Below are 16,438 nucleotides of genomic sequence, written 5' to 3' on the forward strand. Positions count from 1 at the left end.
GATCGCCTCTTTCGCATCTTGTGTCTACACGCTGCCCCCGCATCCACGATGCCTGCAGCCGCATATGTCCCGTCGCATTGAGCCCAAAGCGCCGACCGCTGTCAACAAAGCGCTGCGAGCGGCGCCGTTAACAATTGCGGAGAAATGCCGCAGCCCGGGAAGTTGCGGGGGTCGGCGCGATTTGGTCCACCAGATTCACCGCGCCGAAAGTTCTTCGGTTCATGGTCCGCGACGAACAACTGGATCGTTCCGAAATCATGAAAGCGGATGTATCGGCGCTCGAGGTACGAGGGTTAACGAAGCGTTTTGACCGCCCGGCGGTCGATGCGCTCGACCTCACCGTTCGCACCGGCGAGTTCTATGCCCTGCTCGGCCCCAACGGCGCCGGCAAGACTACGACCTTGCGGATGGTCGCCGGTCTGCTCAAGCCCGACGCAGGCTCCGTTTCCATATTGGACATCGATGCGCTCGCCGATCCCGTCGCCGCCAAGCAGATCATGGCCTGGGTTTCCGACGAGCCCATGATCTACGACAAGCTGACGCCGCTGGAGTATCTCGAATTCGTCGCCGGCCTGTGGGGCATCGATCCGGCAACCTCCAAAACTTCCACTCACCAGCTTCTGGCGTCGCTCGGACTGGAGCCGCATCTGCACGAACGCTGCGAGGGATTTTCCAAGGGCATGCGGCAGAAGGTGGCGCTCGCCGGCGCACTGGTTCACGATCCGCGGCTGATCATCCTGGACGAGCCGCTGACCGGGTTAGATGCGCTGTCGGCGCGGCACGTCAAGGGATTGCTGCAGGAGCGCGTCCGTTCCGGCTGCACCGTGATCATGACGACGCATATTCTCGAAGTGGCCGAGCGGATGGCCGATCGGATTGGCGTCATCGCCGCGGGACGGCTGGTGGCCGAGGGTACGCTCAGCGAGCTGCGCCAGCAGAACGGCCGTGGCGACACCAGCCTCGAAGACATGTTCATCGCGCTCGTCGACGCCGGGGCGGCAGCCGCATGAGCTCGGCCGCGGCGCTCACCTGGTTTGCCCGGCACGAAATCCGGTTGGCCTGGCGCGAATGGCTGGCCATGATCACCGGCAGCCGTGGAAAACGAAAGCGCGCGATCATCGCCCTGGTCGTGTTCGCTGCCATCATGCACCTGCCGGCCTATGCGGTGATCGGCCGCTTTGCGGATTTGCAGGCTCCGCTAAGCAAGCCGGAACTGATCGTCATCACCGCGACCATCTTTCTCGCCTGGGCATTGATGCTGTCGCAGGCGATCGAATCCGTGACGCGGGTGTTCTACGCCCGCGCCGATCTCGACCTCCTGATGTCATCGCCGGTTAACCTCGCCAACGTGTTCTCGGTGCGGATCGCGGCGATCGCGCTATCCGTCATCGGAATGGCGCTGCTGCTGTCGACGCCCTTTGTCGACGTTCTCGTGATCGGCGGCGGCGCGCGCTGGCTCTCGGCGTTCGGCGTCGTCGTCGCCATCGGCCTTTCGGCTGCAGCGGCAGCGATCGCGATCACCGTGCTGCTGTTCAGGCTGATCGGTCCGAGCCGCACCCGCCTCGTCGCACAGATCGTGGCCGCCGTCATCGGCGCCGGCTTCGTCATCGCGCTCCAGGTCGCGGCCATCCTTTCCTACGGTACGTTGTCTCGCTTCGCAGTGCTGACCTCCGATGCCGCTTCAGCCTATGCGCCTGGTCTCGACAGTCCGCTGTGGTGGCCGGCGCGTGCGGCGATCGGCGACGGCATCGTGCTGTCATGGCTCTTGGCCGGCGGGTTGCTGCTGCTCGGCGCCGTGATGGCGATCTTTTCGCCGCGATTTGCCGATACCGTCGTCCGTGTCGCCGCGACCACGCGCGCTGCCCGTCGCGGGCCGCGCGCCACGGCGTTTCGCGGCGGCTCTCGGCAACGGGCGCTACGCACCAAGGAGTTCCTGCTGCTGCGGCGCGACCCGTGGCTGGTGTCGCAAAGCCTGATGCAATTGCTGTATCTGGTGCCGCCGGCCCTTTTGCTGTGGCGAAGCTTTTCCGAAAGCTCTGACGCGATCGTGCTGATCACGCCCGTGATCGTGATGGCGGCGGGCCAGCTTGCCGGCGGCCTCGCCTGGCTGACGATCTCAGGAGAAGATGCCGCCGACCTGGTCGCAACCGCTCCGCTGCCGCCCTCGCGCGTGATCCGCGCCAAGGTCGAAGTGGTGCTGATCGCCATCGGCACCATCTTCACGCCGCTGATCGCAGCGCTTGCGTTCGCCTCCCTAACGCAGGCGATCGTCACCGCGCTCGGCGTCATTATAGCGACCGTCTCCGCCGCCGCGATCCAGCTCTGGTTCCGCGTGCAGGCCAAACGCACCCACTTCCGCCGCCGCCAGACTTCGTCGCGACTGGCGACCTTCGCCGAAGCCTTCTGCTCGATCGGCTGGGCCGCGACGTCAGTTCTCGCCGTCACGATCCCGGTTGCCGCCGTGATCAGCGGGGCGATGACGGCGGCGATTCTCGCTGCGACGTGGAAGATCAGCCCACGGCGGGACTGATGGGTTGCGATCTTCCGGCTCTCGGAACGACTTCCCTCGGCGCCTAGGACTCGAGCAGTTCCATCACCGCCGCCGCAAAGGCTTCCGGCGCTTCCTGCGGCAGATTGTGCCCGACGCGCGGCACCACGCGATGGACGCGGCGGCCGGCGAATTTCGACGCGCTGGCGGCGCCATCGCTTGGGGGCGCCACGCCATCTCCAGCGCCGTTCAGCGTGATTGACGACACGGTGATGGGAGGAAGTGCCGCCAGCCGGCGCTGGATGCCGGCATATTGCGGATCGCCCTCGGCCAGACCGAAGCGGTGGCGATAGCTGTGGATCACCACATCGACGTAATCGGGATTGTCGTGGGCCATTGCAGTCCGCTCGAAGCAGGCATCGTCGAACGACCAGTTCGGCGACCACTGCGTCCACAATATTCGGGCGATCTCGCGTCGGTTGGCAGCAAGGCCGGCGCGGCCGCGCTCGAGCTGGAAGTAATACTGGTACCACAGCGCCACCTCGCGCTCGGGGCGCATCGGCACCATGGCGTTGGCGATATCCTGGATCAGATAGGAATTGACGCAGACAAGCCCGATGCATCGTTCTGGCCATAGCGCCGCGCCGACGCAGGCCGCGCGGCCACCCCAGTCGTAGCCAGCGAACACCGCGCGGCCGATGTCGAGCGCATCCATCAGCGCCATCATGTCGGCGCCGATCGCCGCCTGCTCGCCCGAGCGCGGTGTTGCGGCATCGCGAAACCGGGTCGGGCCGTAGCCGCGCAGATAGGGAACGACGACACGGCAGCCCTGGGCAGCCAGTTGCGGTGCGACGTCGACATAGGAATGAATGTCGTAGGGAAAGCCATGCATCAGCATCACGGCGGGGCCATCCGCCGGGCCTGCCTCGTAATAGGCGATGCTGAGCGGGCCGGCATCGACCTGCCGCAGCGGCTCCAGCCGCTTCGATGACGGGGCACGCGAGGTCGGGGCGGCGGGTTCTTCATTCACGGCGAACTCCCAGGTTGTTTCTTACAATATGTCATAGCCCGCCCCCGATGAAGCAAATCCGGCGCGCTGCCCTGCGCGAATGCCATGACGTCTCCCGAATTCGGCGATACAGTGTCGCCCACGGCCTTCACCGCTGACGGGTCATGCCATGTTGCGATCCCTTGCTGTCGCCCTCGCCTTCCTCGGCTCGCTGATCATCCCGGCGGCCGCCCAACAGCAACCTTTACGCAGCGAGTGCCTCGCGATGGCGAATGCGCCGCCACGCGCCGTTCCAGTCAGCCTGCGCCGTACCGCCGTCAAGATAGAAGAGGTCGCGATTACCTATGTCGGACATTCCACCTATTACATCGACACGCCCGACGGCGTGCGGATCGGGACTGACTTCAACGGCGCCTACCGGACCGGCCGCCTGCCTGATGTCGTTACCATGAACCGCGCGCACTCGACGCATTACACGTTGTTCCCTGACCCGAAGATTGCGCACGTGTTGCATGGCTGGGGCGAGAACGGACAGGCGGCGCAAATATCTACGCGTGTCGGCGACGTCTATATACGCAACGTGCCGACCGACATCCGCCGCTACTATGGCGAGGGCTCCAGCGGCGGCATGATCAAGGACGGCAACTCGATCTTCATCTTCGAAGTCGCCGGCCTCTGCATCGGCCATCTCGGACATCTACACCACAAACTCGACGAGACGCATTTTGCGGCGATCGGCCGGCTCGACATCGTGATGGTGCCGATCGACGGCACCTATACGATGTCGCTCGACGGCGTTTCCGAGATCACCCGGCGGCTACGTTCCTCCATCGTGCTGCCGATGCACCGCTTCGCCACCCCTCTCGATGAATTCATGCGTCTGATCGGGCAGCAATTCCAGATCGATCAGCGGAGCGAGCGAACCTTGAAGATTTCGCGCGACACGCTGCCGGGCACGCCGACGGTGATCATTCTGGAGGGGGTGTAGGCGCATCAAACAAGAATCAGCGATTCAAGGGAGCGACGTCCATGGCCAGCACTGCACCCGCCTCCAGGAGCGGGCTCTACGCCGATCCGCGCGAAGACTGGCTGGCGCAGCACACCGAAGAGATCATCGATCCCGCCCGCCCGATCGTCGATCCGCATCACCATCTCTGGGACCGCGGCGGCCTGCGCTACCTGATCGAGGAAATGGCTACAGACATTGCCTCCGGCCATAACATTATCGCGACCGTCTATGTCGATTGCCGCTCGATGTACCGTGCGCACGGGCCGGAAGCGTTTCGCCCGGTCGGCGAGGTCGAGTTCGCCAATGGCGTTGCGGCGATGGCGGCGAGCGGCGGCTATGGCAAAGCCGCGATCTGTGCCGGTATCGTCAGCCACGCCAACCTGATGCTCGGCGAAGGCGCAAGGGCCGTGCTGGAAGCGGAGATCGCTGCCGGCAACGGCCGCTTCCGCGGCATCCGGCATTCCTCGGCCTGGGATGCCGACCCCAACGTCGCCGGCATGTATGCGAGGCGGCCGCAGGGGCTGTTACTCGACAGCACGTTCCGCAGGGGCTTTGCCTGCCTCGCGCCATTGGGCCTGAGCTTCGACGCCTGGCTGTTTCATCCGCAGATCGGCGAACTCACCGATCTCGCCCGCGCTTTCCCCGACACCAAAATCGTGCTCGATCATTGCGGCGGCCCGGTCGGCATCGGCCGCTTTGCCGGCCAGCGCGACGAAGTGTTCCCGGAATGGAAGGCCTCGATCCAGGAAATCGCGCGATGCCCGAACGTCGCGGTGAAGCTCGGCGGGCTCGCGATGTGCCTGCTCGGCTACGACTTTCACCTGAGGCCGAAGCCGCCGTCTTCCGAGGAGGCCGCGGCCGCCTGGCGCCCCTATGTCGAAGCTTGCATCGAGGCGTTCGGCCCGAACCGATGCATGTTCGAAAGCAATTTTCCGCCCGACAAGGGGCAGTGCAGCTATCAGGTGATATTCAACGCGTTCAAGCGTATCGCCGCGCAATATAACGAGGCCGAGAAGACCGCGCTGTTTTCGAAGACGGCGACCGACTTCTACAGGCTCACGCTGGGCTAATCACGCCCACTCGCCCTTGCGGAACACCGGCACGCGGCTTCCGTCGGCGTGAATGCCATCGATGTCGGTTTCGGCCGATCCGATCATCCAGTCGATGTGAATGAGGCTCTTGTTGCCGCCCTGTGCTGCAATCTGTTCCGGCGTCAGCTTGTCGCCGCCGACGAAGCATTTCGAGTAGCACTGGCCGAGCGCGATATGGGAGGCGGCGTTCTCGTCGAACAGCGTGTTGAAGAACAACAGACCGCTTTTCGAGATCGGCGAGGAATGCGGCACCAGCGCCACTTCGCCGAGACGCGCCGCGCCCTCGTCGGTGTCGAGCACCTTCTTGAGCACCTCCTCGCCGCGTGAGGCCTTTGCCTCGACGATGCGGCCTTCCTCGAACCTGACCGCAATGTTGTCGATCAGCGTGCCCTGATAGGACAGCGGCTTCGAGGAGACGACATGGCCACTGACGCGCCGGCAATGCGGCGTGGTGAAGACTTCCTCGGTCGGGATATTGGCGTTGCAGGTAATGCCGTTCTTCGCGGTCGAGGCGCCGCCTTCCCATTCATGGCCGTCGGCAAGGCCGATCGTCAGATCGGTGCCCGGGCCGGAGTATTTCAGCGCGTGGAAGCGCTGGCCGTTCAGCCATTCGGTGCGCTCGCGCAGCACGGCGTTGTGTTTTTCCCAGGCGGCGACGGCGCCATCCTGATCGACGCGGGACGCCGCAAAAATCGCATCCGCCAGTTTTGCCACCGCGACGTCCTCGGGGACGTCAGGGAAAACCTGTTTGGCCCAGGACGGACTCGGATAGGCGATGATGTTCCAGTTGGTATCGAAATTGACGATCTTGTCCAGCGCTGGCTGATAGGCGATCGAATTGGCCTTGCTGGCACGCGCCACTTTCGCGGGATCCTCGCCCGACAGCAGCATCGGATTGTCGCCGACGATGGCCAAGCGCGCGGTATTGGCGCCGAACGCCTTCGCCATGCCCTCATAGAGCCAGTTGGCGGCACGATCGAAACCGGCCTCGTGGCCGTAGCGATAGCGCGCCAGCGTGATCGCCTCGTCCGATAGTAACGGGGTCACCAAACCCGCGCCGGCCTTGTACGCATGTACGGCAATCCGGCGCACCAGCGGCAGTGCGACCGAGGGCGCGGTCAGCAGCAGGTCCTGCCCCGGCTGTAGCCGCAAGCCGACCTTGACCGCGACTTCGGCGAGGCGGTCGAGCTTTACGGGATCAATCGAGACGGAAGCATTTCGCTCAGGTGTGGTCATGATTCTTTCGGCCAAGGCTGAAGGATTTTTTAGGCTTCGCAAGCTTCGGCCATGATGGCGCAATCATGTCAAAGCGAGCGAAGCGCCTGATAGCAATAGCACAAGAATGGTCCGGCGAAAGCCAACCTCGTTGATGTTCCGGAATGCAATAATGCGAGCACGGAACCTGTAACCACCGCCGGCAGGCTTGATTCCGGGTGTCCCGAGATGCCTTGCGATCGGCGCGGACGGGCGCGTTATTTCCGTGGGCAGCCGCGGCTTGTTATCGCCGGGCGATCAACTCAAACCCGCGCCATGTCACAACCCCCTCACCGCCAGCACGATGGCATCGGCGCCGGCTTTGCGATCGACTGCGATCTCCTGATACTCCGGCGAACTCTGAAATTCCTTTGCCGCGGCGTCATCGGGAAATTCCATGATTACGACCTTGTCGCGCGGCCATTCGCCTTCCAGTACGACCGGATCTGCGTCCGCTACCAGCAGCTTGCCACGGAATTTCTGGAATACGCCCATAAAGCGCGCCTGATAGCGATCGTAGAGTTCGCGGCGGGTGAACTTCAACTGGGCGATGATGTAGACGCTCATGAGCTATCCTATATTGGACTTCCGTTTGGGGTATCCGCGCGAGATCGGCGCTAGTGATTGCGCTCCTCGGCGATGAAGCCGTCTAGGCGCTTGGCGTTGCGGATCACGATCTTGCCGCGGCTCTTGGAGATCAGCCCGAGCCGCTCGAATTCGGACAGCGCAATCGCGACCCAGCTTCGGCTGACGCCGATCATCCTGGCGAGTTCCTGCTGCGTGAGGTCGACAACCAAGAGGCATTGCTGCGACGTATCACCCGGCTCCGGCCGCGCCAGCGATTTGAGCACCGTGCCGAGCCGCACTGAGGCGCGGTCCAGCACCATCGGCCCGCTGCGTTCGATGCTCTCAATCGAGAGGATGGCAAGCAGCCGGGTAATGTTCCAGTGGAACGGCGGAATTTCCGCGAGGCAATGCAGGAAATCGGTGCGCGTCATGATGGATGCGGTGGCCGATTCCAGCGCTTCGGCCGATAGGATGCGGCCCTGTCCGGTGACGGTTGCCGCCAGCCCGAGGATCGTGCCCGGCAGGCAGATGCCGAAGGTGAATTGTTCGCCGTTCTCCAGCGTCTGGAACAGCCTGACACGGCCCTCGGTGACGAGCAGCAGCGTATCGCTCGGCTCGCCCTGATCGAACAGGATTTCCTTCGGATCGAACGACACGGCCTTCATGCGATCAAGGATCGTCTGACGCTGTGCCGCGCTCAGTCCTTCGGTCGCGATATTCCATTTCGGCGACAGTGTTCTGGCGGGAGCCTGCACATCAGGCAGGGTTTGCATGCGCATGTCCTTTCTCGAAGCAATCAAGCTGCCCCTTGAATTCCAGCGACGCGAAGATGGCAGGCCCATGCTGCTTGAGCCATTCTGGATCGATGTCTAGGCCATTGGCTTGCAGATAGGGACGGCTTTCTTCGACGATCATCCGCCAGTCATCGAGCAGGCGAAACTCCTTCAGCCGATCGGGATGAGGCACGCCGCCAAGCGCTTCGACCAAGAGATCGGTGTAATTGAGCACGCGAAATTTTCCTTGAGCCTCCGCGCCGATGAAAACCGCGTGGCAGCCATGGTAGAGCGTAACCAGGATATCGGCGCCCGTCGCCTCTGCGCGCGCAAGAAGCTCGTTATGTTCGCGTGCGGCCAGTTCCGGCGACTTGCTGCAGCCGGAGCCGCCGCAGGTATAGCCGGATTCAAAAACGGTTTCGATGATTTCGAGCCCCGGAATTGCGCGCAACAGCAAATCGACATTGCGGCAAATATCGGCGCGACCGACATGCGCGTGGACAATAACGCGGCGTGCAATCGGGATCACAAATCTTTCCCGCAATTCGTCAATTCGGCTGACGAGATACTCGGTCAAATGGTCGAATTCGTAGCTGGTCTTGCGATACCTTCGAGGGTTTCGCCAAGGTGCAACGGGCACGTCGGGCACCAGTTCAGCACCCGTTCCGGACTGAACCCTTCGAAACGATCGATCGCGTTAGCGGTGACGCGTTCGCCGGTACGGATTTCACCTTCCCATTTGGTGGCGATGACGCCGCAACAGGAGGACGGACCGCCGACGACTTCATAGTCTGAGCCGAGCACGTCGAGCACCGCCATCGAGTTGAACAGCAAGTGGGGCGTGCGGAGTGCGTTGCAGCCAAGATAGAACACGATCGGCGTATGCCTCCGGCGAGGTGGCACGAATACGCGGCGGAATTCCTCTGGGATAAGCTGCATGGCGGCCATGACTTTGATAGCGCGGGACATGCGGCGGAAAAGTTCGGGGATTTTCGATCCGCGCGACGCCGATCTCGCGCTGGCAAGCGCGAGCATCTTGCGCGGATTAATCCCCTCGGGACAGGCGGGGATGCAGAGACCGCAGCCGTTGCAGGTCGATGCCCACGTGTCCGACGCCGGATCGAGTTGTTCCTGCCCGCCGAGGAAGTCCACGATGCCGCCGACGACCTGAGCGGGCGGCGTATTCACCGCGGCGCCGTACGGAATGACCGGGCATACGCTGACGCATTGGCCGCATTTCGTGCAGCGGTCCGCGATAGCCTGCGCCTCAGCCGCGAGGAAATTCGCCAAGGACTGCGGCGCAGAGCGTTGCATCGCTTCAATCCAGGCAAACGATGGCTTCGATCTCGACCAGCATGCGCGGATCGACGAGCCTGCTCACCTCGACCAGCGTCGCGGCAGGACGGCCGCTGAAATAGGGAAACCGGATATCGCGGGTGTCGTGGTTGAAGCGGTCGATGTCGGTCGTGAAGATGGTGAACTTGACCACGTTGTCGAACGAGGTCGCTGCGTGCTCGAGAACATCGGCCAGATTGGCAAAGCATTGCGCGACCTGCGCACGCATGTCGCCTTCACCGACGACCCCACCGTCGGCGTCGCGTGCGGTAATCCCGGCGGTGTGCAGCAGGCGCCCGGACGAAATCACGCCCAGCGAGAACGGCACGGTGTTTTCAAAATGCTTTCCCAACGTCAGGGCTGTCCTGGTCATGCAATCCCCCAGCATCCATTTCAAACATGGATGCAAGGTTAGTCCAGGTCCGCAAGAATCTCTGTTAAGTAGTCGGCATTCGCGCTCCGGAAACTTGTTGCGGATCCTCGATCAAGACCGTTAGCTACGAAACTTCTTCTTTTTCTTTTTCCCGAAGGCAGCCTTGGCGGGCGCTTCCCCTTCCTGCCGCGGCTTTCTGGCGTAGGCCGGCTTGTCCCGACGCTGGCCCCTGGTGGCGAAATTCGCCCGGTCAGCGGCGTCGGGTTTGTCGGATCGCGTGTCGTATCCATTCTGGGTTTCGCGATGTGGCCTGCCGCTGTGAGCTTTGCCATGGGGCTTCGAAGGCCGTGCCTCGTCGCGCGGCGGGGCATTCGTCATCGCCTCGATGCGAATGCTGTCTTCCTTGTCGGGACGGCGGATTCGCGCAGCGAAGCGGCCGGCGACGCGCGCGGAAATCTCGAACTCGGTGACGGTGTCGAGAATGCGGATGGTGCCGATATCTTCCTTCTTGATGCTGCCGCGGCGGCACAACATCGGCAGCAGCCAACGCGCTTCCGCGTTCTTCCGGCGTCCTATCGCGGCGCTGAACCACACGGTGTCCTCCGCCATGCGGTGGCGCGTCGAGGATTTCGTTGGCTTCACTCCCCTTCCAGCCTCGCGATCGGCCCGCTCGCGGGCGCGCTCGGCACGAGATTTGACGCGCTCCTCGCCGGGATCGACGATGTCTTCGGGAGAGGGCAACCGCGCGCGATAGAGCCGTGCCAGCGCGGTGGCGATCTCTTGCGATGACCGTTCAGCAAGCAAGGTTTGCACGAGTGCCTCATCCTCGGCAGTTATTTCGCCTGCGAACACATCATCGCGCAGCAGCCGCTCCTGATCGAGCTTGCGGATTTCGTCCGGCTGCGGCGCCAAGCCCCACGCCGCGTCAATGCCGGCGAGCTTGAGCAACATGTCCGCGCGACGCCGCCGCGCCGGCGGCACCAGCAAGATACTGACGCCCTTGCGACCGGCCCGCCCGGTGCGCCCCGAGCGATGCTGCATGACTTCCGGATCGTTCGGCAGATCGGCGTGGATGACGAGGTCGAGGTTCGGCAGATCGATGCCGCGCGCGGCAACGTCGGTCGCAACGCAAACGCGGGCGCGGCCGTCGCGTAAGGCCTGCAGCGCCAGCGTTCGCTCGTTCTGGGTCAACTCGCCCGACAGCGCCACCACGGAGAAGCCGCGCTCCAGCAGCGTTGCCTGCAGATGCCGCACGGCCTCGCGCGTGTTGCAAAACACCAGCGTGCCAGGCGATTCGAAATAGCGGAGGAGATTGACGACGGCGTGCTCGACATCGCCGGCGGCGATCCGGATCGCGCGATACTCGATATCGGCATGACCGCCCTCGTCGCCGGCGACTTCGACGCGGAAGGCCTCCTGCTGATATTCCTTTGCCAGCGCGACGATACCCTGCGGCAGGGTCGCCGAGAACAGCAGCGTGCGGCGGTCGTCCGGCGTGGCCTGCAGGATGAACTCCATATCCTCACGGAAGCCGAGGTCGAGCATCTCGTCGGCCTCGTCGAGCACGATCGCCTTCAACTCGCTGACGTCAAGTCGGCCGCGCCGCAAATGATCGCAGAGTCGCCCCGGTGTGCCGACCACGATATGGGCGCCCGCGGCCAGTTCGCGCTGCTCGCGGCGCGGATCCATGCCGCCGACGCAGGAAACCACGCGCGCCTCCGCGTGCTGATAGAGCCAGCCGAGTTCGCGGTGCACCTGAAGCGCAAGCTCGCGGGTCGGCGCGACAATCAATGCAAGGGGCGCGGCAGCCCGCTCGAATCGTTCGGCGCCATCCAGCAGGTTCGTTCCAATCGCCAGACCATAGGCGACCGTTTTGCCGGAACCGGTTTGCGCAGAGACGAGCAGGTCGCGGCCATCAGCATCGGCGGCCAGCACCGCCGTCTGCACCGGCGTCAGCCGATCATAATTGCGTTCCGCCAGAGCTCGGGCGAGCGGCGCATTTGCGGGCAGTAATGTCACGGGATGTCAGACCTTGGTTGGCGTTGTCGGCCGGGAATATGACAAAGGGCGCCTCGAACCGAAATGACTTAAAAAGCTGCGCATTGACGACGCGCAGCCGCACGGCCTGACGGATTTGAATGAGGTGGGGATGCTTTAAGCGAAATCCAGCCAGGACACCATCCATTCTTTGCAGATCAGCCGATCACTTCTGCGACGGTTAACCTCCCAGGCTGCCGGCTGGGAATTTCGGGATGATCCGCTACACTGCGGCTTTCCGGGTATTTCAGCCGTGGTTTTCAACTTCAGCATATGGGGCCATGCACCGTGACCGCGTTCAAGACCATCCGCGCCCGCGCCGAGAAGCGCAAGGGCGGGCCGAAGGCCCTCGCCAAGCTGCTGCCGGCCAAGCCGGACCCGAAGGCGCTCGCCGAGCTCGGCGACGACCGGATTCTCGCCGAAATGACCAAGCGGGTGTTCTGCGCGGGCTTTGCCTGGAGCGTGATCGAGAGCAAATGGCCGGGCTTCGAAAAGGCGTTTCTCAGCTTCAAGCCCGGGCCGCTGACGCTGCAGCCGGATGATTTCTGGGACAGCCTGATGAAAGACACCCGCATCGTGCGCAACGGCGCCAAGATCATGTCGGTGCGCGCCAATGCCGGTTTCGTCCGCGACGTTGCGAAGGAGCACGGCAGCTTCGGCAAGTTCCTTGCGAACTGGCCGTCGTCGGACCAGGCCGGATTGCTGGAACTGCTGGCCAAGCGCGGCAGCCGGCTCGGCGGCAATACCGGGCAGATGATGCTGCGTTTCCTCGGTTGGGACGGATTCGTCACCTCCAGAGACGTCGTGCTGTGCCTGCGCGATGCCGGGCTCGACATCGCGGAGACGGTTACCTCCAAGCGCGATCTCGCCAAGGTGCAGGCGCAGTTCAACGCCTGGGCCGAGGAGACCGGCCTTCCCTACGTGCATATCTCGCGGATTTGCGCGCTCTCGGTCGGCGAGAATTATTCGGCCGAGAAGCTGGCCAGTTTCGGCGCGGATGAATGATGGGCATCGCCTTCCGCCTTCTCTTCGAGCTACGGCGAGACAAGTCCGCTCAAATCACGAAGAATCCGTGCGTGGCGTCGCGGCGGAGCTGCTCGACGAGACCGTATTCCCAGTCGAGATAAGCCTGCATCGCGCTTTCCTTGACATCGGTGCCCTCATAGGGCCGGCGATAGCGGTGTGACGGATCGGGTTTTGGGATCAGGCGCGGCGGTCCGATTTCCAGCGTGGCGTCGTAGCCCCCTTCAAGCACGTAAGTTTCCCAGCGCATTTGCGCCAGCCAGGACGCGGTCATGTCGGCGCGCACGCGCATATTGTCCGTCAGCACGATCCGGGCGCCGCGCACCGGCGCCGCCATATCGATTTCCTGCACTAATTGCCCGCCGGCGTAATGGCGGAAGCCCTTGAAATGGCCAGCCGTGTATTCCTCCTCCGAGCGGACGTCGAAGCAGTAGAGCGTACGGTTGGCCTGCGCCCGCAACGCCGCCATTTCCTCTGATCCGATATGGCGGACACCGGCGCGATAGGCGACGTCGCGGGCATTGGCTTCGCCGCCTTTGATGGCACCGACCTCGCCGCGCCTGTCACTGCCATGTTCGAGACGTTGTTTGGCCAGCGTCCAGCCGATGGTGCCGTTGCGCAGCGCCCGCACCTTGTTCGCGACGCCGGCATTGATCAGCGACTGGGTACCGATGATCGAGCGGGTGCGGCCTGCGCAATTGACGATGATGGTGGTCTCGGGATCCGGCGCGGCGCGGCCGGCGCGCAGCACCAGTTCGGCGCCGGGCACGCTGATGGAGCCCGGGATGTTCATGGTGGCGTATTCATCGAAGCGGCGGACATCGAGGATTTGGATATTGGCGCCACTCGCAATCAGGGCGCCGACTTCCTCGGCGGCGAGCGAAGGCGTGTGGCGGCGCGACTCGACCAGTTCGCCGAAGGCCTTGGCGTAGGAATTGACGTCCTCGAACACCTCGTAGCCCGCCCACTTCCAGCCCTGCAGCCCGCCGTCGAGCTGGCGAACGTTGGGGTAGCCCAACGCTTTCAGGTGGTCTGCCGCTACGATGACGAGGCCTTCACCAGCGTCATAGAGCACGATCGGCACCTCCTTGCGCGGCAACCGCGTCTCCGCTTCGAGCGCGATCCGGTCGGCCGCCATGTTGGCGGCAAACAGGGGATGTCCGGTGGCGAACACGGCCTCGTGCCTGACATCGAGCAGCGCGATTTCCTCGCGCAGCAGCAGCGCGGCGCGAACTTGCGAGGAGGTAACAGAGGGTACGGTCATGGACGGAGATTCCGAAAACGGCATATGATCGCTTGCACAATAGGCACTCTGGGCACCTGATGGATCTCAAACAATTGCGGACTTTCCGGGCCGTAGCCGAACTTGGAAGCCTGAGCAAGGCCGCGGATCGGCTGCGTGCCGCGCAGCCGGCGCTGAGCCGCCACATCAAGCTGCTCGAGCATGAGCTTCGCGTCGAGCTGTTCGTCCGCAATGGGCGCGGCATGCTGTTGACCAGCGCGGGCCGGATGCTGCTCGACCGCACCACCGGCCTGATCCGCCAGATCGAGCAGGTCAGCGACGACCTCAAATCGGCGAACGGCAATCCGTCGGGCCGCGTCATCCTCGGGCTGGTGCCGACGGTCAGCGCCGTCCTGTCCGGACGGTTTGCCCGCCGCGTCCTCAACGAGTTTCCCGATGTCTCGCTGCGCATCGTGGAGAGCTATGGCGGGCACCTGGTCGAATGGCTGCACCGCGGCGAGATGGATCTCGCGATCATTTATGGTCCGGCGGTCGATCTCCATCTTCAGGTCCAGTCGATCGGCCGCGAGGATATCGTCGCTGTCGGGCCACCGGGGTCCGGGCTGAACAAGCGCAAGCAGGTCGATCTGAAGTGGCTGGTGAAGCAAAAGCTGATCCTGCCGAGCATCTCGCATGGCTTGCGGGCGCTCTTGGAGAAAGCGCTGGCGCGCGAAAAACTGAAGTTAGAGGCCATGATCGAGGTCGATTCCTACCGCGCCCAGATCAGCCTGATGGAGGAAGGGCTCGGCTACACGCTGCTGCCGCCCTCGGCCATCCGCACCGAGGTGGCGGCGAAACGGCTGGAGATGGCGGCCGTCAGTCCCGCCGTGTCGCGCGAATTGATTTTGGCCTCGCCGATCGCCCACCCGCCGTCGATCGCAACGACGACGATCGCCACCCTGATCGTATCCGAGATTCAACAGCTCTCCCGGGAAGAACGCTGGAAGATCAACATGACGGCGTAGCTGCGCCTCAATTATACAGCGCCTCGTCTCCCAACACCGATTGCCGGAAGCGCGTCGTCAGGATGACGCCGTCGGCAGGCGGCATCACGAACACCAGCGCCTCGGGATTGATCTTGATCTGCGCGAAAACCGTTCCTCGCCCTTCATGCGCGAGGTCGCGCAATTCGGTGACTTCCGCCATCGTGCGAACAATGCGTGAGGTGCGGATGCCGCAGGCGGTCGCGATGGCGGCAAGGTCGACGCCGGAGGCGGTGGGGGTCTTCTGCATGCCGGTCTCCCCGAAGCGCTCGTTGTCGAGAACGGCGATCGTGAGATTCTTCGGCGCTTCGACCGCGATCGTGGCGAGCGAGCCGATATTCATCAGCATCTCGCCGTCGCCGGTGATGACCAGAACCTTGCGCTTCGGTTGCGCCAAAGCGAGGCCAAGCCCGATCATCGAGGCGGCGCCCATCGCGCCCCAGAGCGGAAAATTGTTCGGATGGTCGCCGGCGGCGGAGACATCCCAGTTCGGCGCGCCGAGCCCGGCGATGACGAGGAGATCGGCGCGGTCGCGCAACAATTCGTTGACGACGTCGCGGCGATGCAGAAGCGCGTTCGGATTGCTCATTTGCGGGCAAGCTCCTTGAAATTCTTCGCGCCAAGCACGCGCTGGCCGACCAGGACCGCCACCGGCTTCCAGGTGTTGAAGGCGAGGTTGGCCGCGCCCTGCACGGTGGAGGCGACGAGATCCGGCTCGTCGACCTTGTTCACGATCACGCCCATGGCCTCCAACGAGGGCCGCGTGCCCTGCCCCATCGGGATCTGCCACGGATTGAATTCGCCCCAATCGCCGCGCATGGTGACGATCATCAATAACGGCATATGGCAGATGACGGGCAGCGACAGCATGTTGATGCAATTGCCGACGCCGCTCGATTGCAACAGCAGCACGCCGCGCTCGCCGCCGAGCCACGCGCCCGCCAGCATCGCTACGCCCTCTTCCTCCGTCGTCAGCGTGACGACGCGAGTCTCGGGATCGGCCTCGAAGGAGCGGATCAGGCGGCTGTGGCCGGCGTCCGGAACCATCGCGACCTGGCGAATGCCGGCGTCCTTGAGCACGCGGTAGATCTCGTCCGGCCACGTCGGCAGCGCCGGTGCGGCCTCGGCACGTGATTTTGCTGCTTCCGCCATCGGGCTCAATTTCCTCCGCGATTCCAAGGGTTGGTTGACGTGCAGAATAGATCGCGGCGAGG

General features: G+C 63.7%; 17 protein-coding genes. 6 read left to right on the forward strand and 11 right to left on the reverse strand.

Features of this window, described 5'->3' with window-relative positions:
• Positions 1 to 257 precede the first annotated feature (257 nt).
• Both YUO_RS0138085 and YUO_RS0138090 read left to right on the forward strand, forming a co-directional pair.
• Entirely contained in the window at positions 258 to 1,010 is a 753-nt protein-coding gene (locus YUO_RS0138085; RefSeq protein ID WP_028351791.1) for an ABC transporter ATP-binding protein, read from the forward strand.
• Positions 1,007 to 2,530 (forward strand): hypothetical protein, encoded by a 1,524-nt coding sequence (locus tag YUO_RS0138090; protein ID WP_028351792.1) that lies wholly within the window; start codon positions 1,007 to 1,009, stop codon positions 2,528 to 2,530. Before YUO_RS0138085 ends, YUO_RS0138090 begins: the two co-directional genes overlap by 4 nt.
• Before the next feature lie 43 nt (positions 2,531 to 2,573).
• Here the strand turns inward: YUO_RS0138090 and YUO_RS0138095 are convergent, their stop codons facing one another.
• Positions 2,574 to 3,458 carry an alpha/beta fold hydrolase gene (locus YUO_RS0138095; RefSeq protein WP_198028186.1) on the reverse strand — a complete coding sequence of 295 codons (885 nt, stop codon included), beginning with the start codon at positions 3,456 to 3,458 and terminating at the stop codon, positions 2,574 to 2,576.
• Positions 3,459 to 3,666: 208 nt separating this feature from the next.
• Between YUO_RS0138095 and YUO_RS0138100 the strand changes: the two genes are divergently transcribed.
• Positions 3,667 to 4,485 (forward strand): MBL fold metallo-hydrolase, encoded by an 819-nt coding sequence (locus YUO_RS0138100; RefSeq protein WP_028351794.1) that lies wholly within the window; start codon positions 3,667 to 3,669, stop codon positions 4,483 to 4,485.
• A 41-nt stretch (positions 4,486 to 4,526) separates the two neighbouring features.
• On the forward strand, positions 4,527 to 5,576 hold the full coding sequence (locus YUO_RS0138105) for an amidohydrolase family protein (RefSeq protein ID WP_028351795.1): 1,050 nt from the start codon (positions 4,527 to 4,529) through the stop codon (positions 5,574 to 5,576).
• Here the strand turns inward: YUO_RS0138105 and YUO_RS0138110 are convergent, their stop codons facing one another.
• The 7 genes from YUO_RS0138110 to YUO_RS0138140 form a co-directional block, all read right to left on the reverse strand.
• The gene (locus tag YUO_RS0138110) at positions 5,577 to 6,833 is read right to left on the reverse strand and encodes an aminopeptidase (protein WP_028351796.1); all 1,257 of its coding nucleotides are present in this window, start codon (positions 6,831 to 6,833) and stop codon (positions 5,577 to 5,579) included. It lies immediately after the preceding gene.
• Positions 6,834 to 7,130: 297 nt separating this feature from the next.
• Positions 7,131 to 7,418, reverse strand: a complete 288-nt coding sequence (locus YUO_RS0138115) for a DUF1330 domain-containing protein (protein WP_028351797.1) — start codon at positions 7,416 to 7,418, stop codon at positions 7,131 to 7,133.
• A gap of 50 nt (positions 7,419 to 7,468) precedes the next feature.
• Positions 7,469 to 8,197 carry a Crp/Fnr family transcriptional regulator gene (locus YUO_RS0138120; RefSeq protein WP_028351798.1) on the reverse strand — a complete coding sequence of 243 codons (729 nt, stop codon included), beginning with the start codon at positions 8,195 to 8,197 and terminating at the stop codon, positions 7,469 to 7,471.
• Positions 8,175 to 8,720 (reverse strand): heterodisulfide reductase-related iron-sulfur binding cluster, encoded by a 546-nt coding sequence (locus YUO_RS0138125; protein ID WP_198028179.1) that lies wholly within the window; start codon positions 8,718 to 8,720, stop codon positions 8,175 to 8,177. The genes YUO_RS0138120 and YUO_RS0138125 overlap by 23 nt, the downstream gene beginning before the upstream one ends.
• A 44-nt stretch (positions 8,721 to 8,764) precedes the next feature.
• A complete protein-coding gene (locus tag YUO_RS0138130) occupies positions 8,765 to 9,505 on the reverse strand; it encodes a 4Fe-4S binding protein (RefSeq protein WP_028351800.1) in 741 nt (246 codons plus the stop codon).
• A 4-nt stretch (positions 9,506 to 9,509) separates the two neighbouring features.
• Positions 9,510 to 9,899, reverse strand: coding sequence for a RidA family protein (locus YUO_RS0138135; protein WP_028351801.1), 390 nt, complete (start codon positions 9,897 to 9,899; stop codon positions 9,510 to 9,512).
• Positions 9,900 to 10,019: 120 nt separating this feature from the next.
• Positions 10,020 to 11,918 carry a DEAD/DEAH box helicase gene (locus tag YUO_RS0138140; protein ID WP_028351802.1) on the reverse strand — a complete coding sequence of 633 codons (1,899 nt, stop codon included), beginning with the start codon at positions 11,916 to 11,918 and terminating at the stop codon, positions 10,020 to 10,022.
• A 306-nt stretch (positions 11,919 to 12,224) separates the two neighbouring features.
• Here YUO_RS0138140 and YUO_RS43440 point away from each other — a divergent pair, with 306 nt between their 5' ends.
• Entirely contained in the window at positions 12,225 to 12,941 is a 717-nt protein-coding gene (locus YUO_RS43440) for a DNA-3-methyladenine glycosylase I (protein ID WP_035728671.1), read from the forward strand.
• 49 nt (positions 12,942 to 12,990) lie between these two features.
• On the opposite strand, the gene YUO_RS0138150 is transcribed toward YUO_RS43440, so the two are convergent.
• Positions 12,991 to 14,223 (reverse strand): rhodanese-like domain-containing protein, encoded by a 1,233-nt coding sequence (locus tag YUO_RS0138150; RefSeq protein ID WP_028351803.1) that lies wholly within the window; start codon positions 14,221 to 14,223, stop codon positions 12,991 to 12,993.
• Between the two features lie 59 nt (positions 14,224 to 14,282).
• Between YUO_RS0138150 and YUO_RS0138155 the strand changes: the two genes are divergently transcribed.
• Positions 14,283 to 15,206 carry a LysR family transcriptional regulator gene (locus YUO_RS0138155; protein WP_028351804.1) on the forward strand — a complete coding sequence of 308 codons (924 nt, stop codon included), beginning with the start codon at positions 14,283 to 14,285 and terminating at the stop codon, positions 15,204 to 15,206.
• Between the two features lie 7 nt (positions 15,207 to 15,213).
• Here YUO_RS0138155 and YUO_RS0138160 read toward each other — a convergent pair whose 3' ends face one another.
• Together YUO_RS0138160 and YUO_RS0138165 are read right to left on the reverse strand one after the other, a co-directional pair.
• Positions 15,214 to 15,813 (reverse strand): thiamine pyrophosphate-dependent enzyme, encoded by a 600-nt coding sequence (locus tag YUO_RS0138160; protein ID WP_028351805.1) that lies wholly within the window; start codon positions 15,811 to 15,813, stop codon positions 15,214 to 15,216.
• A complete protein-coding gene (locus YUO_RS0138165) occupies positions 15,810 to 16,376 on the reverse strand; it encodes a thiamine pyrophosphate-binding protein (RefSeq protein WP_051379876.1) in 567 nt (188 codons plus the stop codon). The genes YUO_RS0138160 and YUO_RS0138165 overlap by 4 nt, the downstream gene beginning before the upstream one ends.
• Positions 16,377 to 16,438 lie beyond the last annotated feature (62 nt).

The organism is Bradyrhizobium murdochi (genome assembly GCF_000472965.1).
GTDB lineage: Bacteria > Pseudomonadota > Alphaproteobacteria > Rhizobiales > Xanthobacteraceae > Bradyrhizobium > Bradyrhizobium murdochi.

Excerpts from the sequence above, each read along its gene's own strand:
- YUO_RS0138085 (WP_028351791.1), top strand. The coding sequence starts at position 258 with ATGAAAGCGGATGTATCGGCGCTCGAGGTACGAGGGTTAACGAAGCGT.
- YUO_RS0138090 (WP_028351792.1), top strand. The coding sequence starts at position 1,007 with ATGAGCTCGGCCGCGGCGCTCACCTGGTTTGCCCGGCACGAAATCCGG.
- YUO_RS0138100 (WP_028351794.1), top strand. The coding sequence starts at position 3,667 with ATGTTGCGATCCCTTGCTGTCGCCCTCGCCTTCCTCGGCTCGCTGATC.
- YUO_RS0138105 (WP_028351795.1), top strand. The coding sequence starts at position 4,527 with ATGGCCAGCACTGCACCCGCCTCCAGGAGCGGGCTCTACGCCGATCCG.
- YUO_RS0138110 (WP_028351796.1), bottom strand. The coding sequence starts at position 6,833 with ATGACCACACCTGAGCGAAATGCTTCCGTCTCGATTGATCCCGTAAAG.
- YUO_RS0138115 (WP_028351797.1), bottom strand. The coding sequence starts at position 7,418 with ATGAGCGTCTACATCATCGCCCAGTTGAAGTTCACCCGCCGCGAACTC.
- YUO_RS0138120 (WP_028351798.1), bottom strand. The coding sequence starts at position 8,197 with ATGCGCATGCAAACCCTGCCTGATGTGCAGGCTCCCGCCAGAACACTG.
- YUO_RS0138130 (WP_028351800.1), bottom strand. The coding sequence starts at position 9,505 with ATGCAACGCTCTGCGCCGCAGTCCTTGGCGAATTTCCTCGCGGCTGAG.
- YUO_RS0138135 (WP_028351801.1), bottom strand. The coding sequence starts at position 9,899 with ATGACCAGGACAGCCCTGACGTTGGGAAAGCATTTTGAAAACACCGTG.
- YUO_RS0138150 (WP_028351803.1), bottom strand. The coding sequence starts at position 14,223 with ATGACCGTACCCTCTGTTACCTCCTCGCAAGTTCGCGCCGCGCTGCTG.
- YUO_RS0138155 (WP_028351804.1), top strand. The coding sequence starts at position 14,283 with ATGGATCTCAAACAATTGCGGACTTTCCGGGCCGTAGCCGAACTTGGA.
- YUO_RS0138160 (WP_028351805.1), bottom strand. The coding sequence starts at position 15,813 with ATGAGCAATCCGAACGCGCTTCTGCATCGCCGCGACGTCGTCAACGAA.
- YUO_RS0138165 (WP_051379876.1), bottom strand. The coding sequence starts at position 16,376 with ATGGCGGAAGCAGCAAAATCACGTGCCGAGGCCGCACCGGCGCTGCCG.